The following is a 25,606-nucleotide window of genomic DNA, read 5'->3' as shown; positions in this document are numbered from 1 at the left end:
CAATCACCGCCCACAACTCATCAGAAATCACACCCGAACGCAGCACCGAACAAGCATCAACCACCCAACCCCGACGATTTAGCAGACACGCCCTAGTCAGCGGAGACGCGGGCCGGGGTGTACCACTCGGCCAGCAGGTCGGGGAGTCGGTCGGGGCCCCAGCGGTCCACCGGGGTGATGCGGCCCTGCAGTGATGCCAGGCCGCGGGCCAGTTCGCCGACGATGTCGCCGCGCCAGGGGACCGTGACGCCTTCGCCGGGGCCGACGATGACGGCGGGGCCGCCGCGGTCGACGCAGACGACGGGGCAGCCGGAGGCTAGGGCCTCGGTGACGGCCCAGCCGGCGGCTTCGCGGATGGCAGGGGCGAGCAGGGCGTCGGCGCGGAACATCGCCGCCAGGACGTCCTCGCGCGGCAGCGCGCCCATGAACTCGACGCGGTCGCGGACACCGAGCTGCCAGGCCAGGCTCTCCGCGCGACCCCAGTCCGGGCCGTCCCCGATGATCCGCAGCTCCCAGTCCGCGGCCTCGGGCCGGGCCAGCGCGCTGATCGCGAGCAGCACGCCCTTCCACGGGATCAGCCGGCCGACGAACAGCGCCGTCTTCACGCCGGGCGCCCCGAACGGCTCGTACGGACCCGACGCGGTGAACCTCCGGATCGCCACGTTCGGCTGGACCACGATCTCTCGCGCGTACGGGCGGAACACCTCGGCGACGTCGTTGTTCTGGGCAACCATGAGGTCGGCGATCTGCGCCATCCGCCGCCCGGTCGCGCGGCGCCGGATCCCGGTGTACGCACGGCGGACCAGCTCCCCCGCGACACCGCGCGTCCCGAGCCAGTGCGCCATCGACAGCGGCGCGGTCGTCGACCCGCCGACGGGACCCCAGATCACCTTCGCCGACGACCGCTCCACCACGCCGGCGCCCATCCAGTCGACCGCGAACGTCAGGTGGTGGATCACGTCGAACGAATGCTCCGCGTGCAGCCGCCGCGCCGTACGCCGGGCCAGCCCCTGCCACAGCGGGTAGTACCAGTACACGTCCGACGGCCGCCGCCGCAGCCGCAGGATCCACCCCGGCATCTCCAGCGGTACGACGGTCAGGCCCGGCACCGGCCGCGCCGCGAGCTCCGCGGCGATCTCGTGCGCGAACTTGCCCCGGGTGAGCAGCCAGACGTCGTGGTCCCGCGCCGCGGCCTTCGCCCACGCCCAGCCGGCGCCCGGCTCCGATCCGCCTGCCGGCCGGCAGGCGTACGCACTGAGCAGTACCTTCGGCCGGCCCGGCATCAGTTCATCCCTTCCAGAAGCCTGCGCAGATCGGTGCTCGAGGTGGAGGCGGTGTACGGGAAGTAGTGCACCTGTGCGCCGACCTCACCCAGCAGCCTTTCCAGTCTGGTCCCCTTCTCCGTTCCCTTCCAGTCGTCACCCTTGAAGAGCACGTCGTAGCGCAACTGCTGCCACATCTCGAACTTGTCGCTGGACCAGTCGCTGACCACCTCGTCGACCAGGTCGAGCGCCCGGACGACCTCCATCCGCTCCTCGTGCGGCACCACCGGCGGCCGGCCCTTGATCCGGGCCACCACGTCGTCCTCGACGACGCCCGCGATCAGGTGGTCGCAGTGCTCGCGGGCCCGGCGCAGGATGTTCAGGTGCCCGATGTGGAACATGTCGTACACCCCGGGCGCGTACCCGACGACCGTCATCAGGCGCGCACCCCCAGCGCGGCCATCTCGCGGTACCACTTCGCGACCGCGGCGGCCAGGAACAGCAGGTTCAGCGCCAGCAGCGCCCCGTACAGCACGAGGAACAGCGACGGCGTGCCGAAGGCGAGGAAGGCCAGGCACAGGACGCCGTAGTCGGTCGGTGCGATGAGCAACGACTTGACCACGGAATCCCCGCGCCGGTTGGGCTCGCCGGCCGCGCCGTGCCGCCGGCGGAGCTGGTCGATCAGGATCAGCCCGAAGAACAGCACCGACGACATGCACACGTACGCGAGCGGCACGAGCAGCGCCAGGTCGTTGTCAAAGGCATCGAAACGGTAGAACGAGATCAGTACGGCGCTGTGCAGCAGCACGATCTTGACCGCGTCGATCATGTGGTCGAGCCACTCCCCCAGCGGCGACCCGCCGCCGCGCAGCCGGGCCAGCTGCCCGTCCGCGGAGTCCAGCCCGTAGCCGAGCACGAGCAGCGCCGTCACCGCCAGCGCCAGGCCCAGGGACGGCCGCACGCAGGCCACCAGCACGATCCCGATCAGCGAGCAGAACCCGCTCGCCAGGCTGACCTGGTTGGGCGTGCGCCGGCCGAGGAACGCCGCGGCCGCGAACACCCGGCCGATCCGCCGGTTCACGAACCGCGAGTACGCCGGAGTCCCGGCCGACGGCTTCTGCGCCCGGGACAGCTGCGCGACCGTCGCCCGCAGCCCGGCGCTGCTCAGGAGCCGCTCGCTCATGCGACGTTCGAGCTGCGGGACTGCCGCTGGTCGATCGCGGCGCGCAGGATCGGGCTGCGGGAGCCGCGGCCGGCGGGCAGGACGGTGATCAGCGCGGCCGGGATCCCGTCGAGCTCCTCGACCCCCAGGACGCCGTCGGTGCCACTGGCAGCGAACACGGTCCGCGCTCCCAATACGCCGGTCAGCCACTCGGGCCGTACGTCGTCCACGGCAACCACCTCGTCGACGCAGCGCAGGTGCTCGACGATCTGCGCCCGCTCGAGCAGCGGCACGAACGGCCGCCCGCCCCAGGCGCCCAGCGCCCAGTCGTCGGACAGCACCGCCACCACCAGCCGGTCGCAGTGCCGTCGCGCCCGCTCGAGCACGTCGACATGACCGACGTGGAACAGGTCGAAGACCCCGGCCACACAGCCGACCCGTGGCGCGGCCGGCGCACCACCTGAACTGCCATCCCCCACCGCGAACTCCTGATGTCCCTCCGGCACGACGCCGCCCCCTGCGTCAGCCGTGCTCGTGTCCTGAACCTGCCGTGCGCGCCCGGTCGCTGGCGGAGTGCCGGGCGATCGCATCGGTGTAGATCCTTTCCGTGGCCACCACGTCGCGCTCCGGTGTGAAGCGCTCCAGGTAGACCTGACGGGCTCGTTCGCCGAAGGCTATCGAAGTCTCGGGATCAGCCACCAACCCGATCGCCTTCCGCAGGCCTTCCGGATCACCGGGCGCGGTCAGGGCACCGGTTTCTCCGTCGTCGACCAGCTCCGCGAGCGCCCCGAGCCGGGACGCCACCACGGGCACGCCGTGGGCGAAAGCCTCCACCACCACGAGTCCGAAGGTCTCATACGAACGCGCCGGCACCACGGCGGCGCGCGCGGACCGCAGGATTTCCATGCCGGCCGCCCACGGTAGTTGACCGAGAACCTGAACCGACGGGTCCTGGCGGGCCCGTTCCTCGGCCGCCGCCCGCAGCGGACCGTCGCCGACGACGACCAGCCGGCCGAGCGACGAATCCCACGCCTGCAGGAGATCCGCGAAGCCCTTGTCCTCGCTGAGCCGCCCGAGGAACACGACCGCGTCGCCCGCGCCGATGCGCACCTCGCCCGAGTGCGGTACGGCGTGCGGCTTCACCACGAACCGCTCCGCGTCGAACCCGGCCGCGGCGTACCGCTCGCCGACGAACTCGGACGGTACGACGAACGTGTCGACGTACCGCTGCCACGTGTGCATGGTGTTGTGTACGCCGATGCTCACCGCCAGCGGCAGCGTCTGCACCCGCGACTCGCGGTAGCAGCCGTGGCGCACGGCGGCCAGCGGCAGCCTGCCGATACACGACTCGCACGGCCCGCCGTCGCGCTGCAGGACGGCATTCGCGCACAGCAGGCGGAAGTTGTGCAGCGTCGCCACGATCGGGAGGTCCAGCCGGTGCGCCGCGCGCAGGACCGAGGCGCTGAACAACGGGAAAGTGTTGTGCACGTGCACCACGTCGGGCCGCTGCGCCTGCAATAGCTTCGTTAAATCGCGTTCGGCCGAAAATGACCAAACGGAGCGAAACGGTAACAGCGCGCGATCTTTTCGCCCCAGTTCGGCGATGTCATCGCTGTTCCGGGCGTAAAAGTCGATCTCATGTCCTGAGTTACGCAACAAATCAACCGTTTGCGCGACAACCGTGTTCTCCCCGCTGGGTTGACCGGTTCGGTAACGGTTGTGCAGCATTGCGACCCGCATGGCACTACCTTATGTCCCTGAGTGGCTACACGTTGTCTCCCGCTCTGTCTCGCCCGCTCCCAGGAGAGTGCATTGAGGAAGTTGTGGTTCGGAGCGCTCATCGCCGCGGCGGTCGCGGTCGTGACAATCGCCGTGCCGGTGATCGCCAAGGAGAACAACAAGGCGACGACCGCCGCGAAGGTGCAGGAGTCCGAGCAGGCCGCCTCCCGTGCGCTGCCCTCGCACCGCCCGGGCAAGACGACGGCCACGCCGTCCGCGAAGCCCGCGCCGAAGACCACGGCCACCACCGCGCCGTCGAAGAAGCCCGGCGCCACGACGCACCCCAAGAAGCCTGCCACGACACCGGCGAAGCCGGTCGAGCCCAAGATCCCGACGCCGCCCGCCGTCGACTCCGACGAGGCCGGGCCCGCCGTCGCCGGGCCGTGCACCGGCGTGGTGATCACGCCGGGCCAGGACGCCCAGTCGATCGTCAACTCCAAGCCGGCCGGTACGACGTTCTGCTTCGCCGCCGGCCTGCACCGGATCAGCGACACCATCCGCCCGAAGGCGAACCAGGTGCTGGCCAGCGCCCAGCGCGCCGTACTCACCGGATCGGTTCCGCTCGCCGGGTGGGCGCGCTCCGGGTCCGTCTGGGTAGTGCGAGGCGCGCTGCCGTCGGCGTACGGCAAGAGCGGTGAGTGCGAGGACAACAAAGCGAACATCTGCTACCTGCGGGAGCAGTTGTTCCTCGACGGCACGCACCTGACGCGGGTCGCGAGCCTGGCCGCGGTGCGGGCCGGCACGTTCTACGCCGACTACGCGGCGAACGCGGTCTACCTCGGCAGCAACCCCGCCGGGCACGAGGTCGAGATGTCGAAGACCGCGACCGCGATCGAGTCCGGCGCGAGCGGCGTCGCCGTCCGTGGCCTGACCATCGAGCACTTCGCCAGCGCGCCGCAGGCCGGGGCGCTGGTCTCCGGGCCGGGGTGGAAGGTGACCGCCAACGACGTCCGCTGGAACCACGCGGTCGGCGTGATGCTGGTGAAGGCCAACAGCACGAAGGTCGACAAGAACCTGATCCACCACAACGGCCAGCTCGGCCTCGGCCAGTACAGCTCCGCCGCCGCGGCCGTCACCCGGAACGTGATCAGCTCGAACAACACCGACGGCTTCTGGATCGCCGACTGGGAGTCCGGCGGCATCAAGTCGACCCGCTCCTCCGGCACCGTCAGCGGCAACGTGATCAAGTCCAACAAGGGCATCGGGATGTGGGCCGACGTCGCCGACGACGGCCGGGTGATCGGCGGCAACCAGATCGTCGGCAACGCGGCGGACGGCATCCGGTTCGAGATCAGCCGCAACGGCACGATCGAGGGCAACACGGTGACCGGCAACGGGTTCGGCACCGGCCGCGGCTCCGGTACGTCGCTGTGGGACGGCGGCGGGATCAACGTGAACACCTCGACCGGGGTGACCATCAAGGGGAACCGGGTCTCGGGCAACGTCAACGGCGTCACGATCCAGTCCCGGACCCGCGGCACCGGCCCATGGGGCACCTACCTGCTGCGCGACGTCCAGGTGAGCGGCAACACGATCGAGATGACCGGCGGCACCCAGGCCACCGGCATGGTGCAGAACTCCGGCGCCGAGGTGCCCGCCGGTGAAGTGGTGTTCAGCGGCAACAAGTACCTGCTCGACGACCTCGGCACCCAGCGGTTCGCGCGCTTCGGCGCCAAGCTCACCGCGGCCGGCTGGCGGCAGGCGGGCCTGGACAAGGTCGGCAGCTTCCTCACCGACTGATCGCTTGCTCATCGCAACATATTTGTGCGCTACGTATTGCCATGACTACGTGACGTAGGGGTAACCTGCGTAGCGAAGCCGCGCCATGGGGGGTGCGCTCAGGGCTACCTGTGCCACCGGAGGCTCCGCTATGAAAACTACAGTTCTGGCATTTGTTGCAGTCGGCACCGGTCTGGTTGCCGTCGGCCCGCTGCCTGCGAACAGTGCGCCGGCCGGCGACGGCCCGACGTTCGAGGATCAGCAGACCGTGTCCACGCCGCCGGCCGACGGCACGTTCCGGACCGGCCCCGCACTCGCGCCGGCCTGCACCGGCGTCCCGATCCGCACCACCGACAACGCCGCCAAGGTGGTCGACGACGCCCCGACCGGTACGACGTTCTGCTTCACGACCGGCTGGCACCGGATCACCGAGACGATCCACCCGAAGGCGGACCAGGTGCTCGCCGGCAACAGCGGCGCCGTACTCACCGGATCCGTCAGGCTGACTCGCTGGACGCCGAGCAACGGCGACTGGGTGACCACGGGCGTCCTGCCACCGGCGTACGCGCAGACCGGGCAGTGTGAGGACAACACGGCCAACGTCTGTCATCTGGGCGAGCAGCTGTTCCTGGACAGCAAGCACCTGACCCGGGTGGCCACCCGCGACAAGGTTGCCCCCGGCACCTTCTATGCCGACTACGCGGCGAACGCCGTCTACCTGGGCAGCGACCCGGCCGGGCACTCGATCGAGATGTCGAAGACGCAGACCGCGATCGAGTCCGGCGCGACCGGGGTGACAGTGCGCGGTCTGACGATCGAGCACTTCGCCACTCCCCCGCAAGGCGGTGCGGTGGTCCTCGGCCTCGGCTGGCGGGTGTACGCCAACGACATCCGCTGGAACCACGGGGTCGGGGCGATGCTGGTGAACGCCGACGGCGCCGTGCTCGAGAAGAACCACATCCACTCGAACGGCCAGCTCGGCATCGGCCAGTACAGCACCCTCAAGGCGACCATCGCGGCCAACGAGGTCAGCTACAACAACACCGACGGCTTCTGGATCGCGGACTGGGAATCCGGCGGGATCAAGACCACCTGGTCCAGCGGCGGCTCGGTGAGCGGGAACCTCATCCGGTACAACCGCGGCGTCGGCCTGTGGAGCGACGCGTACGACGACAGCCGGACGTTCAGCAACAACCAGATCCTCGGCAACGCGGCGGACGGGATCCGCTACGAGATCGGCCGCAACGGCGTGATCGCGGACAACGTGATCAGCGGCAACGGCTTCGGCACCGGCCGCGGCTCCGGTACGTCGCTGTGGGACGGCGGCGGGATCAACGTAAACACCTCGTCGAACGTCCAGGTCCGCGACAACGTGGTGGCGAACAACGTGAACGGGATCGCGATCCAGTCCCGGACCCGCGGCTCCGGCCCATGGGGCACCAACGTGCTGCGGGACATCGTCGTCGCAGGCAACCAGGTGACGATGCGCGGCGGGACCACCGCGACCGGCATGGTGCAGAACTCCGGTGCGGTGATCCCGGCCGGCGAGGTCGCGCTGAACGACAACACCTACATCCTCGACAGCCTCAGCGCCGAGCGGTTCCAGAAGACCGGCCAGTGGTACACCGCGAAGCAGTGGCGCGCCACCGGCCAGGACACCACGAGCGTCTTCGCCCTCGGCAGGGCAGTGCTGGACGCGACCGGACTCCTCAGAATCCTGCCTGCAGGGAGCTGACGTGGTCGACGAGGAGGTCGCGGAACAGGGCCGAGTCGCGGAGGTCGGGGGTGAAGATCGAGTCGACGGCGAGCAGGGCATCGACCAGCGCGCCGGGCTCGGCCACCCCTGCGACCGCGGCCTTCAGCCGGTCCGCCTGCGGGTCGTCCAGGTCCGGCGTGCGCTGCACGTAGACCATCCAGGCGGCGACCGCGAGCGAGATCATCCGCGGCTCGGCGCCGGCGGCCAGCCGGTCGCGGACCGTGCCGAGCATCCGCACCGGCAGCTTGACCGAGCCGTCCATCGCGACCTGCCGGGTGCGGTGCTTCAGCGCCGGGTTCTCGAACCGCTCCAGCACGGTCGCGCCGTACGCGGCCAGGTCCAGCCCGTCGGGCGGCGTCAGCGTCGGTACGACGTCGTCGGTCATCAGCTCCCGCGCGAGTCGGCCGAGCTCGTCGTCGCGGACCGCCTCGGCGATCGTCTCGTACCCGCGCAACGCGCCGAGGTAGGCGAGCATCGAGTGGGTGGCGTTCAGCATCCGCAGCTTGGCCTGCTCCCACGGCGCCACGTCCGCGGTGAGTACGGCGCCGCCACGCTCCCAGGCGGGCCGCGGACCGGCGAAGTCGTCCTCGATCACCCACTGCAGGAAGGGTTCCGCGACCACCACGGCCTCGTCCCGGACGCCGAGCAGCCGGGCGGCCTCGTCGCGATCCGCGTCGGTGGTCGCCGGCACGATCCGGTCGACCATGCTGGCCGGGAACCGCGTCGCCTCGAACGCCGGCGGGATCTTGCCGAGCGCCTCGAAGTAGTCGGTCACCAGCCGGCGCAGGAACGGTCCGTTGGCCACCAGGTTGTCGCAGGACACGATCGTCAGCGGCTCGTCGCGCCGGGCGATCGCCGCGGCCAGCTGGCCGACGACGGTGCGCGGCGGGCGGCCGGTCAGGTCGGCCTCGATCTCCGCGTCGTCGAGGTTCAGCCCGGCGCCGGCGGCCCGATACCCCTTCTCCGTGACGGTGAGCGTCACCACCGACACCGCCGGGTCCGCGATCCGCGCGACCACCGCCTCCGGGTCCTCCGGCGCTGTCAGCACCTCGCGGACGCTGCCGATCACCTGCACCGACGGCTCACCGAGACCGCGCTCCAGGACCGAGTAGAGGCCGTCCTGCGGCGCCAACTGGTCCCGGACCGCGGTGGAGCGCTGGCTCACGCCGGCAATCCCCCACCGGGTGTCGCCCGTCTCCACCGCCGCCCGTTCGGTGACGACGGCCTGGTGCGCGCGGTGGAACGCGCCGATCCCGAGATGCACGATGCCGACCGACACCGCGTGCGGGTCGACCGCGGGGGCGACGGGGAGCTGGGTGAGACTCAGCCTGTTCAACTGACGGAACCTTTCACTCTGAGGGTTCTTCCTTCACACGGGCCACGAGTTGCGTGGGATTCACGAAGCGCAGCGCCACCACCAGCAGGACCAGCATCATCGCCGTGTAGATGACGGCCATCGCGTCGACCGACTGCTGCGCGCGGATGCCCGCGGCGGACATCGAGTAGTACAACGCGACCACGAGGGTCTGCGAGTCCGGTCCGGCGGTCAGGAACGTCAGCTCGAACATACCGACGGTGCGGACCAGCACCAGGATCGCCGAGGCCAGCAGGCCCGGGACGAGCAGCGGGGCGAGGATCTTCAGGAACACCGCGCGGGTGCCGGCGCCGAGCATCCGGGCCGCGTCCTCGATCCGCGGATCGACCTGCTCGATGAACGGCGTCATCGTCAGGATCACGAACGGCACCGACGGCACCAGGTTCGCCAGCACGACCCCCGACAGGTGTCCCGCGAACCCGAACTTGTAGAGCACGGTCGCGAGCGGGATGCCGTAGGTGATCGGCGGCATCAGGATCGGCAGCAGGAACGTCAGGTACATCAGCCGCTTGCCGGGGAAGTTCTTCCTGGCCAGCACGTACGCCGCGGGCGCGCCGACGAGCACCGACAGGACGACGACCAGCGCCGACACGAGCAGCGTGACGACGATGACGTGGAACAGCGTGAACTCGCGCCACGCGTCGCCGTACCACTGGGTGGTGAAGCCGCTCGGGAACCAGGTGTCGAACCACTTCGTGCCGAACGAGCTGACCAGCACCGAGAACACGACGCCGGCCAGGTTCACGAAGAAGAACACCACCACGGCCCAGATCACCCAGCCGAGCGGCGTGGCCCGGACGGATCTCGCCTTCGCGCTCATCCCTTGCCTCCCGTCGATCCGGTGTAGAGCCGCGACCGCCACAGCAGCACGACCGCCACCACGATCAGCTCGACCGCGCCCATCACCATCGCGATCGCCGACGCGTACGCGTAGTCGTACTGCTCGTACGCCGCCTGGTACGCCGCCAGCGAGATGACCCGGGTCGATCCCGCCGGGTTGCCGACCAGGACCGCGGACGGGAACACCGAGAACGCGAGGACGAAGGTCAGCAAGAAGGTTGTCGCCAATCCGGGCGCGAGCAGCGGGAGCGTGATCCGGCGGAAGCGCTGTGCCCGCGACGCGCCGAGGGTCGCCGCGGCCCGCTCCAGCGTGGGGTCGATACCGGACAGGTACGACAGCACGAGCAGGAACGCGAACGGGAAGCCGGTGATGACGAGTGAGAAGAACACGCCCCAGTAGTTGTTCGTCAGCCGGATCGGATTGTCGACAATCTGCAGGCTGAGCGGGATCCGGTTGAACCAGCCCGTCGGGCCGAGGTAGTTCAGCAGCCCCTGCGCGGTGAGGACCGTGCCCAAGGTGATCGGTACGACGAGGATCGTGGTCAGCAGCCGCTTGCCGCGGAACCGGCCGCGCAGCCGGAAGGCGATCGGCACCGCGGCGAGCACGTTCAGCAGCGCCGCGGGCAAGGCGATCTTCAGCGTCGTCGCGATCGTGTCGCGCTGATAGGCGTCACTGAAGAACTTGTCGTAGTTGGCCAGCACGCCGCCGCCGTTCATCGGCTGGAACGACAGGCTGAGCCCGTAGAGGAACGGGTAGACGAACAGCAGCAGGACGAAGATCGTGGCCGGGAGCAACAACCACAGCCGCCGGTCGACGCCGCGTTCGGCCAGCCGGTGCTGCCAGGTCGCGCTCATGACGGATACACCAGGAGCCGCCCCGGCGTGACGGCCAAGGCCACCCGCTCCCCCGGCTCGACCCGCTGCTCGGTGCGCACATGCACCCGCAGGTCCCCATCCAGGACCACCTCGACCGCCCGCTCGCGCCCTTGGTACTCGACGACCTCGACGAGTCCCTTCACGCCGTCGTCGCTGAGCTTGAGGTCCTCGGGGCGGACGGCGGCGATCACGTCGTCTCCGTGCGCGACGGCGCCCTGCGCGGCGCCGCGCACCGGGGTACCGCCGAGCTCGACCGTCACCTGGTCGCCGTGCAGTTGCGCCGCCTTCAGCGGCAGCAGGTTGCGGTACCCCATGAAGTCGGCGACGTGCCAGGTCGACGGTTTGGTGTGGACCTGCTCGGGAGTGCCGATCTGCTGGACCTTGCCCTGGCGCATGACGACCAGGCGGTCGGCCATGCTGAGCGCCTCCTCCTGGTCGTGCGTCACGTACACGGTCGTCAGCCCGAGCGACTGGTGCAGCCGGCGGATCTCGGTACGCATCTCCAGCCGGAGCTTGGCGTCCAGGTTGCTCAGCGGTTCGTCCATCAGCACCAGCGACGGCTCGAGGACGGTCGCGCGGGCGATCGCCACGCGCTGCTGCTGCCCGCCGGACAGCTGGCCCGGCAGCTTGCTCGCGTGCTCGGTCAGCTGCACCATCTCGATCGCCTCGGCGGTCCGCCGCCGGACGTCTTCCTTCGGCAGGTGCCGCATCCGCAGCCCGAAGGCGATGTTGTCCCGGACGGTCAGGTGCGGGAACAGCGCATAGTTCTGGAACACCATCCCGAAGCCGCGCTTCTCGGGCGGCAGCGTGTCGATCCGCTGGTCGTCCTGCCAGATCGCGCCCGCGGTCAGCGGGAGCAGGCCGGCCAGGCAGTTCAGCGCGGTCGACTTGCCGCAGCCGGACGGCCCGAGCAGGGCGATGAACTCGCCCCGCTCGATCGTCAGGTCCAGCCCGCTCAGCGCGTCCGCCGTACCGAACCGGCGGGTGACGCCGTCGAGCCGGAGCTGCGTGAATCCCGAGGTCGGCGAGGTCACTGGCTCTTCACCTTGCTGCCGCCGACCTCGCGGTCCCACTTGTCGAAGGCGGCCACCAGCGCCTTCGCGTCCAGCGGCACCTCGGTCGGATTGTCGGCAATCAGCTTGTCGTACTCCGGCCGGCCGAACTCGGTGATCGCGTCCTTGCTCTCCTGCGGCGCCTGCGCCAGCTCGACGCCCTTGATCGCCGGGCCCGGGTAGAAGTAGCCCTTGTCGTACGCCTTGGCCTGCTGCTCCGGCGTCAGCATGAACTGCAGCAGCTGCAGGATCGCGGCCTGCTTGTCGGCCGACACCCCCTTCGGTACGACGGCGTAGTGCGCGTCGGTGACCCAGTGGAAGCCCTCCAGCGGCGTGATCGCGGCCTCCTTCGGGACCGTGCCGAGCACCCGCGGGTTGATGTCCCACCCCGTCGTACTCGCGATGATGTTGGCCGACCCGTTGGCGAGCGCCTTCATCGTGTCGGCGGTGCCGGACGGGTAGAAGTCGACGTACTGGTTGAGCTCCTTCAGGTACGCCCAGGTCTTGTCCCAGCCGTCCACCGGGTCCTTCGGGTCCTTGTCGCCGAGGATGTACGGCAGGCCCATCAGGAACGTGCGGCCGGGGCCGGAGTTGGCGGGCCGGGCGTACATGACCTTGCCCTTGTTGGCCTTCGCGTAGGCGAGCAGGTCGGCGGCGGTCTTCGGCGGCGACGCCACCTTCGACGGCATGTACTCGAGCAGCGGGCCGGACGGGTAGTACGTGACCGTCACGCCTTCCTTGCCGCCCAGCTCCTGCATCTTCTGCGCTGGTGGGAGGTAGTCCTTCATCCCGGGCAGCCGGTCGGAGTACTTCGAGAGCAGGTCGGTCCACAGGCCCTGCTCCTGACCGGCCGCGAGCCCGTCGGTGCCGGTGAGCACCAGGTCGATGTCGACCCGGTTCGCGTTCTGCTGGGCCTTGATCTTGCCGGCCAGCTCGGGCGCGGGGCCTTTCGAGTAGGTGACCTTCGAGATCACGTCGCGGTGCTGCTGGACGAAGTCGTCGATCATCCCCTGGGTCAGCTGCAGATTGCCGGCCACGTCGAGGACGTTCAGCGTGACGGCCTTGGCCGGCTTCTCGGGTACGTCGCCACCGCTCTCGGTGGCGGGCTTGTTCGGCGCCGGGGCGCCGCACGCGGTCACCGCGGCGAGCACGGCCACCAGACCGGTGGCCGCGATCAGCTTCCGCTGCAGATGCATCGGGTGTCTCCTCGGATCAGGGCGGGCCCGGCACGGCGTCGCCGCCGCGCCGGGGTGATCACTTCTGTGGTGCTGGTCCGGTCGAGTCCCGGACGATCAGTTCCCCGTGCAGTTCCCCGTGCTTCAAGCGCTGGCCCTGGGCGGCGTCCGGGTCGTCGAGCAGTGCGAGCAGCAGCTCGACGGCGATCCGGCCGGCCTCCTGCTTCGGCAGCCGGACCGTGGTCAGCGCCGGCCGGGCCATCCTGGACATCGCGATGTCGTCGACCCCGACCACGCTCAGGTCGCCCGGGACCGAGATGCCGCGGCTGTGCAGGCGGGCCAGCAGACCGATCGCGACCAGGTCGTTGTAGGCCACGACCGCCGTGGCGCCGGTGGCGACGACCTGATCGGCGGCCGCCATGCCGCCCTCGTACGTCGGCGCGAAGTTGCCTACCGGCGCCAGCTCGGCCTGGAGCGCCTCGGCCGCGGCGCGCAGACCGACGCCCCGGTGCTGGGTCGACCAGGAGGTGGCGGGCCCGCCGACCCAGGCGATCCGGCGGTGGCCGAGGGCAACGAGATGGGCGACGGCCTGCCGCATCCCGTCCTCGTTGTCGTAGGTGACGCCGGGCAGGCCGCCGGCGGTGCGGTTGACCAGCACGACGGCCGTGTCCTGGGCGATCGCCTCCAGCTCCGCGTCGCTCGCGCGCGGCGAGCACAGCACGACACCGTCGACCTGCTTCGACAGCGCCCGCACCAGGCCGGCCTCGGCGGCCGGGTCCTCGTCGGTGTCCGCGACGAAGACGGCGACGTCGTGGTGCCGGGCGCGGGCCTGAACGCCCTTGGTGAGGCTGGCGAAGAACGGGTTCGCCAGATCGGGGACGAGGAGGCCGATGGTGCCGGTCCGGCCGGTGATCAGGCCGCGGGCGGCGCGGTTCGGCTCGTAGCCGAGCTGTTCGACCGCGGCCGCGACGCGGGCCCTGGTGGCCGCGTTGACCATGCCGGGCAGTGAGAGCGCCCGCGAGACCGTGGACGGCGATACGCCGGCCAGCCGCGCCACGTCCCGGATCGTTGCCGCCATGGTCATCTCCTCAGGTCGGGGTTGAGTCTGCAATCGGTTGCAGTTTGTGTCAAGGCACCGGGTCGTGGACGGCGGCTTGTGCTGACAAGGTCCGACTGCAATCCTTTGCAGAACACGTTTCAGCCCAGCATCGGAGGATCAATGCCGAAGGCTCTGCAGCCCCATCCGGACCGCGCCCTGCCGACCGGCGCCGCGCGGGACGTCGCCCGCCGGATCCACGCCTCGACGAAGGACCTGCCGCTGCTGTGCCTGCACGGTCACGTCGACATCGGGCTGTTCGCCGCGGACGCGCCGTTCGGCAACCCGGCCGAGTTGCTGGTCGTGCCGGACCACTACGTGACCCGGATGCTGATCTCCCAGGGCGTCTCCGCCGACAAGCTCGGACTCCCGCGCCGCGACGGCCGGCAGACCGCCGAGCCGCGGGAGATCTGGCGCGAGTTCTGCACCAACTGGCACCTCTTCCTCGGCACCCCGAGCCGCTACTGGCTGGAGCACGAGTTCGCGGAGGTGCTCGGGCTGACGGTGCACCCGTCCGCGGAGACCGCCGACGAGCTGTACGACCAGATCATGGCGCGGATCGCGGAGCCCGGCTTCCGGCCGCGAGCGCTGCTGGATCGGTTCAACATCGAGCTGATCTCCACCACCGACGCGGCCACCGACGACCTCGCCCAGCACGCGCAGCTGGCCGCCGACCTGCCCGGCCGGGTCGTGCCGACCTTCCGCCCGGACGCCGTCGCGCACGTCGACCGCGACGGCTGGCCGCAGCTCATCACCCAGCTCGGCGCACTGGCCGACGTCGACACCTCGACGTACGACGGATTCCTGGAAGCCCTCCGGCAGCGTCGCCAGGCGTTCGTCGCGGCGGGCGCCCGGGCAACGGACCACGGCCACCTCAGCGCCGCCGCCGTCCCGCTGACCGATGCGGAAGCGCAAAGGATCTACGCCGGCGCGCTGAAGGGCGATGTGACGCCGGCGGACGCCCAGGCGTTCGCGGGCCACATGCTGTACCAGTCGGCGGTGATGTCGGCCGAGGACGGTCTCGTCATGCAGCTGCACCCAGGTGTCCTGCGGGACCACGACCCGGCGATCTTCGCGACGTACGGGCCGGACCAGGGGCACGACATCCCGGTCGCGGCCGAGTTCACGCGGTCGCTGCGGCCGCTGCTCGAGCGGTTCGGACACGCCGACAACTTCCGGCTGGTGCTGTTCACCGTCGACGAGACGGTCTACAGCCGGGAGCTGGCACCCCTGGCGGGCGTGTACCCGGCCGTGCGGCTGGGTGCGCCGTGGTGGTTCCTGGACAGCCCCGACGGTATGCGCCGGTTCCGCGAACTCGTCACCGAGACGGCCGGTTTCTACAACACCAGCGGCTTCGTCGACGACACCCGCGCGTACCTGTCCATCCCGGCGCGGCACGACCTCGCGCGCCGGATCGACGCCGGCTACCTGGCCAACCTCGTCGTCCAGCACCGGCTGGACGAGGACGACGCGCTCCAGGTCGCCAAGGCGCTGGCGTACGACCTGGCGAAGGACACGTACCTCTCCAACCGGTAGTCTCACGCAATCTGTTCGCCGGGGGTGCGTGAAGGGACCGGGATGAGGCGTGGGGCCGTCGCGGCTGCTGGAGCCGCGGTGCTGATGTTGTCGGGGTGTTCGGACACGGGCACCGCTCCCGAACCGTCGAAGGCCCCGCCGACCGTCACGGTGACGGTTCCAACCGCTCCCCCGGCCGCGGCCGCCGCCGTACTCGGACCGACGGGCCCGAGTACGGCGAAACCGTGCAGCGGGACTGCCATCGCGGTCGGCGTGGACCCGCAGCCGATCATCGACGCCGCCCCCGCCGGCACCACCTTCTGTTTCGCGAAGGGCCTGCACCGCATCACGCGAGCGATCCGCCCACGCCAGAAAGACACGCTTGCCGGCGACCCGGGCGCAGTGCTGAGCGGTGCGATCCGGCTGACCGGGTGGGCCCGCAACGGATCTGTCTGGTCGGTGCAGGGCGTGCTGCCCCCGGCGTACCCGCTCAAAGGCCAGTGTGAGGACAACAAGACCAACCCCTGTCAGCTCGGCGAGCAGCTGTTCGTGGACGGCAACCATCTGACCCGGGTCATGAGCCGCGCGCAGTTGAAGCCCGGCACGTTCTACGGCGACTACACCGCGAACATCGTGTACGTCGCCGACGAACCGGCCGGCCACGTCGTCGAGATGTCCCGGACGCGGACGGCGATCGAGAAGTCCGCGGACGACGTGACCGTCACCGGCCTCACGATCGAGCACTTCGCCTCGAAGCCCCAGGGCGGCGCCGTCCAGGTCGGCACCGGCTGGAAGGTCACCGGCAACGAGGTCCGCCGCAACCACGCCGTCGGCATCATGGTGATCGAGGGCGACAACGCCGAGGTCAGCCGGAACACGGTCGCCGACAACGGCCAGCTCGGCATCGGCCAGTACAAGTCGGCCGGGGTGAAGATCACCGCCAACCTCGTCAGCCGCAACAACACCGACGGGTTCTGGATCGCGGACTGGGAGTCCGGCGGGATCAAGTCGACGCGGTCGTCCGGCGAGGTGAGCGGCAACGACATCGTCGCCAACAAGGGCGTCGGGATGTGGAGCGACATCGCGGAGTACGACCGCCGGATCACCGGGAACCGGATCCGCGACAACGCCGCGGACGGCATCCGGTACGAGATCAGCTACGCCGGCGTCATCGACCAGAACGTCGTCCAGCACAACGGGTTCGGCACCGGCCGCGGGTCCGGCGGCACGCTCTGGGACGGCGGCGGCATCAACGTCAACACGTCGTCCGACGTCCAGGTCCGCGGCAACCTGATCCAGGACAACCGCAACGCGCTGTCGATCCAGTCCCGCACCCGCGGCGACGGCCCGCGCGGCACGTACGTCCTGCGCAACGTCCTGGTCGAGGGCAACCTGGTCGTGATGAGCGAGGAGTCGACGCTCGGAGTCGTCGAGAACAAGCGCTCGCCGACGCAGCCCGGATCCGTCACCTTCCGCCGCAACAGCTACCAGGGCGCCGACCGGTTCGCGTACCGGGGCAGGACGATGACCTGGCCGGAGTGGCAGCAGTCCGGCTTCGACAAGGACTCAGTGAGCAGCTGAACGAGCGCTCGAGCAGGGGTGAGGCCGTGTGTTTCAAGTTTCGTGGCTGACGGCTCACCTGGAGCCCGCGGCAGACGCAGGGCGCTGGACGCCGACTCGTGACATTCGGTTCCAGGCTTCCACCCCGAGTCGTGGATCGCGGTCCTTTCAAAGCGCCGATTCCCACGACTCGAGAAATTTCCCTCCCATCCTCACCTGCTCCTTCTGATTACCGCTGCCGGGATTCTTCGGCGTCTGAGCCGGTCCGCGTCGCAGATCGCCGCGGCGACCAGCAGGTGCACCGTCATCGACGACAGGTCCGACAGGCCGCTCTCGTTCAGCGAGGCAGCCGTCACGTATCCGAGCAGCAGGGCGCCGCAGGCCTTGACGTACGGTGTCGGCGCGCGCAGCACCGACACCCAGGCGAGGATCAGCGCGAGCCCGACGATCGCCACCGCGAGCAGCCCGGTCTCCCAGTAGAGGCCGAGCCAACTGTTGTCGATCGCCATCACGTCGACGTCACCCTCGCCGCGGGTGAGCAGCACCCGTTTGTTGCCGAGGCCGTGGCCGATGATCGCGGTCTGCGTGGACACCTTCTCGTCGAGGACCGCTTGCCAACTGGTGGTCCGGCCGCTCAGCGAGCTGATCTGCCGCGTGCTCTGGCCGCGCAGCAGCCAGTCGTGCAGCGAGCCGATCGTGAGGAACGCCAGCCCGAGCAACCCCGGTACGGCGAGGCTCACGAATCGGCCGGTCCAGGTCTTCCGCGTGATGATCAGCGCGATCACCAGGCCGAACGCGACGGCCGCCGCCGACGTCCGCGTCCGGCTCGCCGCGATCAGCACACCGCCGAGACCGATCAGCGTCACCGCGGGCAGCGTGGCCAGTTTCCGGCAGACCAGCCCGATCACCGCCAGCCCGAGCAGCACCGCTCCGACCTCGCCGACGCGCGGCGGCAGCATCGGGATGATGACGCCCTGCAGCCGGTACCCGGCGCCGAGGGACCGCAGCGGGCGCCACGCCTGCGACGGCGCATAGGCAAGACTCAGCACGACAGTTGCCGCCAGCAACAGGTGGGCCCACAGGTGTGCGCGGACCAGCCGCTCCGGCACCTGGACCAGCGGCCGCCAGAGCAGGAAGATCAGCACCAGGCCGATCAGGAACCGGGCCAGGCGGGTCAACGGCCCCATCGGCTCGGCCAGCAGGAACGCGGTCGCGCACGCGAACAGCACGTACATCACGTACAGCCAGGAGGCTGGATTCACCCGCGTCCGGAACCCGGGCTTGGTCGCCGCGAGCGCGACCAGGAAGACCGCACCGAGCAGCAAACCCTTGGCGATGCTGTTCGTGGAACCGGTGGTGCCCTGCGGCGCCGCGACCCGTGACGACCACGGCTGGACGCCGAGCACGAACAGGCACCACAGCAGCAGCCAGAACCAGGCCGGGCGCTCGCTCTCGCCCTCGACCGTGCCCGGCACCGCCGGAGCCAAGCGTGTGCCCGACATGCTGGCCATCAGCGCGACGGCGTGCCCGCGTCCAGCGGCTTGTAGTTCAGCGGGATGCCGAGCGTCTCGTCCTGGGTCGACGTGCCGATCAGGACGACGCCGAGCACCGGCGCGCCGGCGAACTGCAGCGCGCCCGTCAGCCGCGCGACGTCCATCTCCTTGTCGAGGCCGACCTGGACCACCAGCACCGAGGCGTCGACCGCCGCGGCCAGCGGCGTGATGCCGTGCCGCCCGACCGAGGCGGGACCGTGGATCACCACGGAGTACCCCGGCGGGAGGTCCGCGACGATGCCGGGGACCAGTGACGGGCCGACCGCCGCGGCGGTCTCCTCGTGGTTCAGGCCCGGCGGCAGCACGTACAGGTCCGCGACGGTGCCCGGGCGGAACAGCTTGCGGGCCCGGATCGCGCGGGTGGCGGCCGGCTCGTTCACAAGATCCGTCAGGCCCTCGTGGCCGGTGAGGTGCGGGAGGACCGGCGTACCTTCGATGTCGGCCAGCACCAGCAGGGTCTCGCGGCCGTCGCGGGCGTTCGCCTCGGCCATGGCCAGCGCGATACCGGCGGAGTTCGGGGTCGGGGACGCCGACACGACCAGGAGCGCGCCCGGGCCGCCGCCGGCGAAGGCCCGCGGGTTCAGTTCACGCCGCGCCAGCGCGCCGCTCGCCTCCGCGCCGAGCGCGGTGATCTCGTACTGCGGAAGCTCCGGGGCGGACCGCTGCCAGAACCGGCGCCGGTTGCCCTCGGAGGCCGCGATCACCGGCGCGGTCGCCGCCCGCGCCGCCTGGTCACGGGTGAGGATGTACGGCGTCAGGTGCGAGCGCAGCAGCGCCAGGCCGAAGCCGAGCACCAGGCCGAGGATCCCGCCGACGAGGATGTCGCGGGCAACCATCGGCGACGAGCTCGCGGTGTCGGTCGTCGCGGGCGTCACCAGCTGGCTCCCCGAGCCGACCGTCGACAGCGCCTTCAGCATCGCGGCCGCGTCGTCCGCGGCCTGCCGCGCCTCGGTCGCCAGGCCGACGCGCTGGTCCCGCAGCGCCGCGGCGGTCTGGTTGTCGCCGCGACCGACCGCCTCGTCGATCTGGCTGACCAGACTGCGGGACTGCTGGGTCGCCGTCCGCGACCGGGCCTGCGCCTGCTCGGCCAGGTTGGTGAGCAGCGCCTTGGCCTCGGCGTTGCGCTGCGCGAGGTAGATCGTCGCGATCGCGTTCGCCCGGTCGACCGCCGTCTGCGCGGTCGGGCCGTCGGTGGTGACCAGGTAGGCGTTGTCGGTGACGGCCTTCACCCGGGTGACCGCGGCCAGGTTCTGGATGGTCTGGTCGTTGTCCGGCATCCCGAGCGCCTTGACGACGGCCTTGAGCAGTGTCGGGCTCGCCATCACCCGCGCCTGCGTCTCGGCCGGCAGGTCCATCCCCAGCGGGCCGCTCTTGTCCGCGGACGTCGACAGCTTGCCGACCAGCGCCGGCGGCACGGCCGGGCCGATCACCAACTGGCTCGAGGCGGTCCACCGCTCGGTCTGGGAGAGCGCGAACACCGAGGCGCCGAGCAGCCCGAGCAGGATGCAGCCGAGGATCAGCCACTTCTGCCGCAGCAGTGACTGAGCGGTCTCCCGCCAGACCACGGTGCCCGGTTCCATCCGTTACCTCCTGGTTCGCCAGCGCCCCAGGATATCCACAGGTGCGGGCGGGACGCTCACGCGATCTCGCGGTTGTGCCCTACTCTCTTCCCGGGGGATTTCTGAGGGGTCAGGCGCCACGCGCGCCGATCATGTCCAAGGGGGGACATCGCTACATGACGAAAAGACGGCTGTTCACACGGCTGGGGGTCGTAGGGACGGCACTGGCCGTCGTCGGGACCGTGCTGATCGCGGCGCCGGCGCAGAGCGTCGAGGCATCGCTCGCGGCCACCAGCAGCTCGACCTGGCAGACCAACGCCAGCGTCCAGGGCATCGCGGTCGCCGCCGGTAAGGCGTACGCGGGAGGCCGCTTCACCAGCGTCCGCCCGCCGGGCGCCGCGCCCGGGACCGGCGAGGTCGGGCAGGCCTATCTGGCGGCCTTCGACGCGGGCACCGGCGCGCTGGTCACCTCGTTCACCCCGGTGCTGAACGGTCAGGTCTACGCGGTCGCCGCGTCCGCGGACGGCTCCCGGATCTTCGTCGGCGGCGACTTCACCACCGTCAACGGCCAGACCCGCAACCGGATCGCCGCCTTCGACACCGCCACCGGCGACCTCGTGGCGAACTGGAAGCCTTCGGTCTCGTATCGCGTCAAGAGCATCGCAGTCTCCGGCACGACGGTGTACTTCGGCGGCTCGTTCGGCCTGGTGAACGGCGTGGACCGGCTCCGGCTGGCCGCGGTCACCACCGACACCGGCACGCTGCTGCCCTGGGCCCCCGCCGTGAACGGCGACGTCTACGCCGTCGACGCGGCCGATGACGCCTCCAAGGTGTACGCCGGCGGTCAGTTCAGCACCGTCAACGGCACCACGCAGAACACCGTGACGAGCCTCGACCCGATGACCGGCGCGGTGCTGCCGTTCCCCGGCGCCTCCGCCGTACCGCCGCCGAACGGGTCCTGCACAACGCGGGTGAAGACGATCGACGCCAGCGGCGACACCGTGTACTTCGGCAACGGCGGTGACGGCGGCGGCTGCTTCGACGGCACCTGGGCGGCCGACATCGCGACCAACACGCTGAAGTGGAAGAACCAGTGCCTGGGCGCGACCGAGGCGGTCAAGGTCGTCAACGGCTGGCTGTACAAGGGCTCCCACGCGCACGACTGCGCCAACCAGGGCGCCGGCGGCTTCCCGCAGGGCTTCGGGTACCGCTTCCTGCTGAGCGAGAAACTGACCGACGGCTCGCTCGGCCCGTGGTTCCCGAACACCGACGCCGACCCGGACAGCGTGACGAACGTCGGCCCGCTGGCGTTCGCGACCGGCGGCAACGACCTGTGGGTCGGCGGCGACTTCCTGAACGTGAACGGCACCGGCCAGCAGGGCCTGACCCGGTTCACCAACGCCGCTCCGGGCGCCGCCCCGGCCAAGCCGGCCAAGCTGACGCCGTACAGCGTCCAGCCGGGGGTCGTGCAGATCCACTTCCCGACCGTCGTCGACAACGACGACAGCACGCTGACGTACCGGCTGCTCAAGGGTTTCAGCAACACCACGATCGCGACCTGGACGGCCAAGTCCACGCCGTGGGACCGGCCCTGGCTGAGCTACACCGACACCTCCTCGGCGCCGGGTGAGCAGACCAACTACCGCGTCGAGGTCACCGACGGCAGCACGACGGTGCGCGGCAACTACTCCGACCCGATCACGGTCGCCTCGGCCGCGTCGACGGCGTACGACCAGATCGTCAACGCGGACGGCCCGCAGGCGTACTGGCGGCTCGGCGAGCCGGCCGGGACGACGACGTCCGTCGACTCCTCCGGGCAGAGCAACAACGGCACGTTCACCGGCGTCACGCTGGGCGGCGCCGGGGCGATCGCCGGCAACACCTCGATGACGACCAGCACGAGCAGTGGCCGGATGGTCGGCGAGAAGGCGTACAGCATGCCGCAGCAGTTCACGGTCGAGGCGTGGGTCAAGCAGAGCGGCTTCAACCGCGGCGGCCGGATTATCGGCTTCGGCAACTCCAAGACCGGGAACAGCGGCGGTGGCGGCGACCGGATGCTGTACATGCGGACCAACGGCTCGATCGTCTTCGGCGTGAACGACGGCTCGCAGCGCACGCTGACCAGCCCGTCCGGCAACAACGACGGCCAGTGGCACCATGTGGTCGGCAGCTACGAAAACGGCGCCATGAAGCTCTACGTCGACGGTGTCCTGTCCGGCAGCGCGCTGGTCGGGCCGGCGTCGATCTACTACGGATGGTGGCGGGTCGGGTACGACCTGACGAACTCGTGGCCGGGCGGCGGAGCGACGCAGACCGGAATGGGCATCGACGAGGCGGCCGTCTACCCGTACGCGCTGTCACCGCTCCAGGTCCAGTCCCACTACGCCGCAAAGTGAAAAGTTAACTCTGGCACAAACTCATAACGCGATCAGGAGGCCCGTTTCCAGTGGGCCTCCTGCAGCGCTAATGTCCTTCGCTGGTGCGTGATGAGGCACGCGCTGACTGATCCCCGCCCAGTCGAAGGACATCAATGAAGAAGTTAGTGCTGGCCGCCATCACCGTTGTGGCCGTGGTGGCCGCGGCGTTGATCCCCTCCGGACCGCCGGTGGAGGCGGCGCAGCCGGGCTTCGCTTCCGCGGTCTCGGCGATCAAGCAGACCTCGTGGCAGACCAACAACAGCGTGAACGCGCTGGCGATCGCCGGGAACACCGTGTACGCCGGTGGTCTGTTCACCAGGCTCCGGCAGCCGGGCAAGGCCTCCGGCCAGGCGCCGGAGGCGGTCCGCACGTACGTCGCCGCCTTCGACCGCACCACCGGGAAGCCGACCGCCTTCGCGCCGACGCTGAACGGCCCGGTGTACGCCATCGCCACCAGCCCCGACGGCAAGTGGGTGGTGATCGGCGGTGACTTCACCACGGTGAACGGCATCCGGCGCAGCAAGATCGCGATGTTCTCGGTCGCCACCGGCAAGCTGGTCGCGGCCTGGGACCCGGTCGTGGCGGCCCGGGTGAAGGCGCTGGCGATCTACGGCAACAGCGTGTTCATCGGCGGGGCGTTCCGCGCGATCGACGGCGCCACGCGCAACCGGCTGGGCGCGGTCCGGCTGATCCAGGGCGACCTGCTGCCGTGGAACCCGAACGCGAACAACGACGTGTACGCGGTCGACGTGGCCGACAACGGCACCCGGGTGTTCGTCGGCGGCCCGTTCAGCACGATCAACGACAAGGACCACTACTCGCTGGCGATGCTGAACAACACCACCGGCGCGGCCTTCGCGTTCCCGGCCGCGGCGGCGATCCCGAAGCCGACCGCGACCTGCACCACGCGGGTGAAGGACATCGACACCCTCGGCGACAAGGTCTTCGTGTCGAACGGTGGTGACGGCGGCGGGTGTTACGACGGCGTCCTCGCCGCCCAGGTGAGCACCGGTCAGCTGCTGTGGCAGAACAAGTGCCTGGGTGCGACCGAGGCGATCAAGGCGATCGGCAACTGGGTCTACAAGGGCTCGCACGCGCACAACTGCAGCTCGTCGCCGAACGGCTTCCCGGACGGCACCGGCACGCACTACCTGCTGGTCGAGAGCGCGATCAACGGCAACCTCGGCCCCTGGTTCCCGAACACCGACGCGAACCCGAAGAGCACCACGCAGGTCGGCCCGCTGGCGATGGCCGGCACCGCCACCGACCTGTGGGTCGGCGGTGACTTCCTGCACGTGAACGGCACCATCCAGGTCGGCATCACCCGGTTCACGAACGTGGCCGGCGGCGCGGCTCCCGGCCTGCCGAAGGCTCCGACGCTGACGGCGACGACCTCCGGCCGGGTGTACGTGAGCTACACCGACACCTACGACCTCGACAACCTGACCTTGACGTACAACGTCTTCCGTGGCTCGCTGAACGTCGGCTCGAACCAGTACACGTCGTACTTCTGGCAGCCCCGCAAGGTCTACCAGGTGGTCGACCGCGGCCTCGCGCGCGGCTCGACGTACACGTACCACGTGGAGGTCCACGACGGCCGCAACATCAGGAAGGGTGCCTCGGCAAGCATCAAGATCCCTTAACCACGGCCGCGGCGGTGGGCCGCTATCGCTCGGTGGGCCTCGTTCCACCAGAGCAGGAGGGTTGCGAAGGAGGCGCCGGCCAGGCCCCAGGCCGCGCCTTCGGGCCCCCAGAGGTAGGCGCCGCCGATGCCGCAGGTGATCAGGACGACGGACGAGATCAGGCGGACTCGGAGGCCGCGAGTGGCGGCGGTCAGGGCGCGGAGGATCGCGAAGGCGCCGGCGTTCGAGGCGCCGAGGGCCTGCAGCAGGATGACGGGGACGAGGACGTTGTGGGCCTGGGTCCAGACGCCCGGGCCGAGCAGCTCCCGCCCGACGACCGGGGGCAGCAGCAGGAAGATCGCGCCCCAGGCCAGCGCGCCCGCGCCGATGCCGAGCGAGATCGCGAGCCCGACCAGCCACAGCCGCCGGTACGAGTGCCGCAGGGCGCGGGCCGCCTCGGGGACCGAGATCATCCGGATGCCCTGGTTCAGCACGTTCACCGGGCCCAGCAGGACCTGGGCGCCGCGGATGCCCGCGGTCGCGACCAGGCCGGCGGCCGCGGTGATGCCGAGCATGTAGACCTGGATGGTGCCGGACACCGCGAGCATCTCCCCGACGTACTTCGGGGTCAGGTCCCAGTTCCGCCGGACCCATTCGCGGATCAGCTGCCGGCGCGGCGCGACGCCTGCCTGGAAGCGGCCGGCGATCGCCGCGATCACCGCGCCGAGTCCCCACGCGAACGTCAGCGAGAACGCCGACGCCGTGTCGGTGAGGTACAGCCCGCCGAAGATCGCCAGCATGCCCAGGAGCCAGATGAGGTCGTTGACGAAGGCCTTCTGCCCCTCGCCGACGACGAAGAACGCCCAGCGCCAGGCGTCTTGCAGGAGCAGTCCCGGCATGGTGACGGCGAAGGCAATCAGGACACCTCGCGACGGAACACCCGGGAACGCCGCGATCGCCAACCCAACGGCCAGAGCCAGGAGGCCGCACAGCACCGCCGTCGCCGTGCTGGCCCGGACAGCTCGTTGCCAGTCCGGTGTGCGGTCTCCGGAGTGCCGCACGGCGAGCGGCTCGGTGGAGACTGCCCGGGACACGTTGAGGGCGATCGTGTAGCCGCCGAACGCGAGGGCGTAGACACCGAAGTCCGCGACCGTGCTCGACCGTGCAACGACGACCCCGACGGCGAGGTTGCTGAGACTCGACAGGGCCTGGTCGGCCAAACCCCAGCTCGCGCGACCGGCCGGTCCGGCCAGCCGCCGGAGTTTCGGCCGCCGGATTCTCACCGCCT

General features: G+C 70.3%; 20 protein-coding genes. 6 read left to right on the top strand and 14 right to left on the bottom strand.

Annotation, left to right across the window (positions count from 1 at the left end):
• Window positions 1-92 precede the first annotated feature (92 nt).
• Genes AB0I12_RS22870 through AB0I12_RS22850 form a run of 5 tightly spaced genes read right to left on the bottom strand, consistent with a single transcriptional unit; the run spans window position 93 to window position 4,164 of the window.
• Window positions 93-1,283, bottom strand: a complete 1,191-nt coding sequence (locus tag AB0I12_RS22870) for a glycosyltransferase (RefSeq protein WP_359933105.1) — start codon at window positions 1,281-1,283, stop codon at window positions 93-95.
• The gene (locus AB0I12_RS22865; RefSeq protein WP_359933103.1) at window positions 1,283-1,699 is read right to left on the bottom strand and encodes an adenylyltransferase/cytidyltransferase family protein; all 417 of its coding nucleotides are present in this window, start codon (window positions 1,697-1,699) and stop codon (window positions 1,283-1,285) included. Before AB0I12_RS22865 ends, AB0I12_RS22870 begins: the two co-directional genes overlap by 1 nt.
• On the bottom strand, window positions 1,699-2,445 hold the full coding sequence (locus tag AB0I12_RS22860; protein ID WP_359933101.1) for a CDP-alcohol phosphatidyltransferase family protein: 747 nt from the start codon (window positions 2,443-2,445) through the stop codon (window positions 1,699-1,701). Before AB0I12_RS22860 ends, AB0I12_RS22865 begins: the two co-directional genes overlap by 1 nt.
• Window positions 2,442-2,903 (bottom strand): adenylyltransferase/cytidyltransferase family protein, encoded by a 462-nt coding sequence (locus AB0I12_RS22855; RefSeq protein WP_359933099.1) that lies wholly within the window; start codon window positions 2,901-2,903, stop codon window positions 2,442-2,444. Before AB0I12_RS22855 ends, AB0I12_RS22860 begins: the two co-directional genes overlap by 4 nt.
• Before the next feature lie 43 nt (window positions 2,904-2,946).
• Window positions 2,947-4,164 carry a glycosyltransferase family 4 protein gene (locus AB0I12_RS22850; protein ID WP_359933097.1) on the bottom strand — a complete coding sequence of 406 codons (1,218 nt, stop codon included), beginning with the start codon at window positions 4,162-4,164 and terminating at the stop codon, window positions 2,947-2,949.
• Window positions 4,165-4,236: 72 nt separating this feature from the next.
• Here AB0I12_RS22850 and AB0I12_RS22845 point away from each other — a divergent pair, with 72 nt between their 5' ends.
• Window positions 4,237-5,943 (top strand): right-handed parallel beta-helix repeat-containing protein, encoded by a 1,707-nt coding sequence (locus AB0I12_RS22845; RefSeq protein WP_359933095.1) that lies wholly within the window; start codon window positions 4,237-4,239, stop codon window positions 5,941-5,943.
• A gap of 130 nt (window positions 5,944-6,073) precedes the next feature.
• Window positions 6,074-7,657, top strand: coding sequence for a right-handed parallel beta-helix repeat-containing protein (locus tag AB0I12_RS22840; protein WP_359933093.1), 1,584 nt, complete (start codon window positions 6,074-6,076; stop codon window positions 7,655-7,657).
• Here the strand turns inward: AB0I12_RS22840 and AB0I12_RS22835 are convergent.
• The 6 genes from AB0I12_RS22835 to AB0I12_RS22810 are packed head-to-tail and all read right to left on the bottom strand — an operon-like array spanning window position 7,632 to window position 14,074.
• Entirely contained in the window at window positions 7,632-9,014 is a 1,383-nt protein-coding gene (locus tag AB0I12_RS22835) for a mannitol dehydrogenase family protein (RefSeq protein ID WP_359933091.1), read from the bottom strand. The genes AB0I12_RS22840 and AB0I12_RS22835 overlap by 26 nt on opposite strands.
• A gap of 13 nt (window positions 9,015-9,027) precedes the next feature.
• A complete protein-coding gene (locus AB0I12_RS22830) occupies window positions 9,028-9,873 on the bottom strand; it encodes an ABC transporter permease subunit (protein ID WP_359933089.1) in 846 nt (281 codons plus the stop codon).
• Window positions 9,870-10,748, bottom strand: a complete 879-nt coding sequence (locus AB0I12_RS22825) for a sugar ABC transporter permease (RefSeq protein WP_359933087.1) — start codon at window positions 10,746-10,748, stop codon at window positions 9,870-9,872. Before AB0I12_RS22825 ends, AB0I12_RS22830 begins: the two co-directional genes overlap by 4 nt.
• Window positions 10,745-11,803 (bottom strand): ABC transporter ATP-binding protein, encoded by a 1,059-nt coding sequence (locus tag AB0I12_RS22820; protein WP_359933085.1) that lies wholly within the window; start codon window positions 11,801-11,803, stop codon window positions 10,745-10,747. Before AB0I12_RS22820 ends, AB0I12_RS22825 begins: the two co-directional genes overlap by 4 nt.
• A complete protein-coding gene (locus AB0I12_RS22815; protein ID WP_359933083.1) occupies window positions 11,800-13,017 on the bottom strand; it encodes an extracellular solute-binding protein in 1,218 nt (405 codons plus the stop codon). Before AB0I12_RS22815 ends, AB0I12_RS22820 begins: the two co-directional genes overlap by 4 nt.
• 58 nt (window positions 13,018-13,075) lie before the next feature.
• Entirely contained in the window at window positions 13,076-14,074 is a 999-nt protein-coding gene (locus tag AB0I12_RS22810) for a LacI family DNA-binding transcriptional regulator (RefSeq protein ID WP_359933081.1), read from the bottom strand.
• Between the two features lie 141 nt (window positions 14,075-14,215).
• Here AB0I12_RS22810 and uxaC point away from each other — a divergent pair, with 141 nt between their 5' ends.
• Entirely contained in the window at window positions 14,216-15,628 is a 1,413-nt protein-coding gene (gene uxaC / locus AB0I12_RS22805; RefSeq protein WP_359933079.1) for a glucuronate isomerase, read from the top strand.
• A gap of 42 nt (window positions 15,629-15,670) precedes the next feature.
• The gene (locus AB0I12_RS22800; protein ID WP_359933077.1) at window positions 15,671-17,188 is read left to right on the top strand and encodes a right-handed parallel beta-helix repeat-containing protein; all 1,518 of its coding nucleotides are present in this window, start codon (window positions 15,671-15,673) and stop codon (window positions 17,186-17,188) included.
• Between the two features lie 191 nt (window positions 17,189-17,379).
• On the opposite strand, the gene AB0I12_RS22795 is transcribed toward AB0I12_RS22800, so the two are convergent.
• Window positions 17,380-18,669, bottom strand: coding sequence for a hypothetical protein (locus AB0I12_RS22795; protein ID WP_359933075.1), 1,290 nt, complete (start codon window positions 18,667-18,669; stop codon window positions 17,380-17,382).
• Window positions 18,670-18,677: 8 nt separating this feature from the next.
• The gene (locus tag AB0I12_RS22790; RefSeq protein WP_359933072.1) at window positions 18,678-20,300 is read right to left on the bottom strand and encodes a Wzz/FepE/Etk N-terminal domain-containing protein; all 1,623 of its coding nucleotides are present in this window, start codon (window positions 20,298-20,300) and stop codon (window positions 18,678-18,680) included.
• Between the two features lie 155 nt (window positions 20,301-20,455).
• On the opposite strand from AB0I12_RS22790, the gene AB0I12_RS22785 reads away from it, so the two are divergent.
• Together AB0I12_RS22785 and AB0I12_RS22780 are read left to right on the top strand one after the other, a co-directional pair.
• Window positions 20,456-22,675: a LamG-like jellyroll fold domain-containing protein gene (locus AB0I12_RS22785; protein WP_359933069.1), complete on the top strand. Its 2,220-nt coding sequence runs from the start codon at window positions 20,456-20,458 to the stop codon at window positions 22,673-22,675.
• 134 nt (window positions 22,676-22,809) lie between these two features.
• The gene (locus AB0I12_RS22780; RefSeq protein WP_359933066.1) at window positions 22,810-24,339 is read left to right on the top strand and encodes a fibronectin type III domain-containing protein; all 1,530 of its coding nucleotides are present in this window, start codon (window positions 22,810-22,812) and stop codon (window positions 24,337-24,339) included.
• On the opposite strand, the gene AB0I12_RS22775 is transcribed toward AB0I12_RS22780, so the two are convergent.
• Window positions 24,336-25,601 (bottom strand): hypothetical protein, encoded by a 1,266-nt coding sequence (locus AB0I12_RS22775; RefSeq protein ID WP_359933063.1) that lies wholly within the window; start codon window positions 25,599-25,601, stop codon window positions 24,336-24,338. The genes AB0I12_RS22780 and AB0I12_RS22775 overlap by 4 nt on opposite strands.
• Window positions 25,602-25,606: the final 5 nt, after the last annotated feature.

Source organism: Kribbella sp. NPDC050459 (assembly GCF_040655315.1).
Taxonomy (GTDB): domain Bacteria; phylum Actinomycetota; class Actinomycetes; order Propionibacteriales; family Kribbellaceae; genus Kribbella.
Note: the sequence above shows the minus strand (reverse complement) of the source record. Positions and strands in the feature narration are given on the sequence as shown.

What these genes read in the sequence shown, in the direction of transcription:
- AB0I12_RS22780 (WP_359933066.1), top strand. Translation starts at nt 22,810, where the DNA reads ATGAAGAAGTTAGTGCTGGCCGCCATCACCGTTGTGGCCGTGGTGGCC.
- AB0I12_RS22865 (WP_359933103.1), bottom strand. Translation starts at nt 1,699, where the DNA reads ATGACGGTCGTCGGGTACGCGCCCGGGGTGTACGACATGTTCCACATC.
- AB0I12_RS22800 (WP_359933077.1), top strand. Translation starts at nt 15,671, where the DNA reads ATGAGGCGTGGGGCCGTCGCGGCTGCTGGAGCCGCGGTGCTGATGTTG.
- AB0I12_RS22810 (WP_359933081.1), bottom strand. Translation starts at nt 14,074, where the DNA reads ATGGCGGCAACGATCCGGGACGTGGCGCGGCTGGCCGGCGTATCGCCG.
- AB0I12_RS22825 (WP_359933087.1), bottom strand. Translation starts at nt 10,748, where the DNA reads ATGAGCGCGACCTGGCAGCACCGGCTGGCCGAACGCGGCGTCGACCGG.
- AB0I12_RS22815 (WP_359933083.1), bottom strand. Translation starts at nt 13,017, where the DNA reads ATGCATCTGCAGCGGAAGCTGATCGCGGCCACCGGTCTGGTGGCCGTG.
- AB0I12_RS22795 (WP_359933075.1), bottom strand. Translation starts at nt 18,669, where the DNA reads ATGTCGGGCACACGCTTGGCTCCGGCGGTGCCGGGCACGGTCGAGGGC.
- AB0I12_RS22870 (WP_359933105.1), bottom strand. Translation starts at nt 1,283, where the DNA reads ATGCCGGGCCGGCCGAAGGTACTGCTCAGTGCGTACGCCTGCCGGCCG.
- AB0I12_RS22860 (WP_359933101.1), bottom strand. Translation starts at nt 2,445, where the DNA reads ATGAGCGAGCGGCTCCTGAGCAGCGCCGGGCTGCGGGCGACGGTCGCG.
- uxaC (WP_359933079.1), top strand. Translation starts at nt 14,216, where the DNA reads ATGCCGAAGGCTCTGCAGCCCCATCCGGACCGCGCCCTGCCGACCGGC.
- AB0I12_RS22850 (WP_359933097.1), bottom strand. Translation starts at nt 4,164, where the DNA reads ATGCGGGTCGCAATGCTGCACAACCGTTACCGAACCGGTCAACCCAGC.
- AB0I12_RS22840 (WP_359933093.1), top strand. Translation starts at nt 6,074, where the DNA reads ATGAAAACTACAGTTCTGGCATTTGTTGCAGTCGGCACCGGTCTGGTT.
- AB0I12_RS22785 (WP_359933069.1), top strand. Translation starts at nt 20,456, where the DNA reads ATGACGAAAAGACGGCTGTTCACACGGCTGGGGGTCGTAGGGACGGCA.
- AB0I12_RS22790 (WP_359933072.1), bottom strand. Translation starts at nt 20,300, where the DNA reads ATGGAACCGGGCACCGTGGTCTGGCGGGAGACCGCTCAGTCACTGCTG.
- AB0I12_RS22830 (WP_359933089.1), bottom strand. Translation starts at nt 9,873, where the DNA reads ATGAGCGCGAAGGCGAGATCCGTCCGGGCCACGCCGCTCGGCTGGGTG.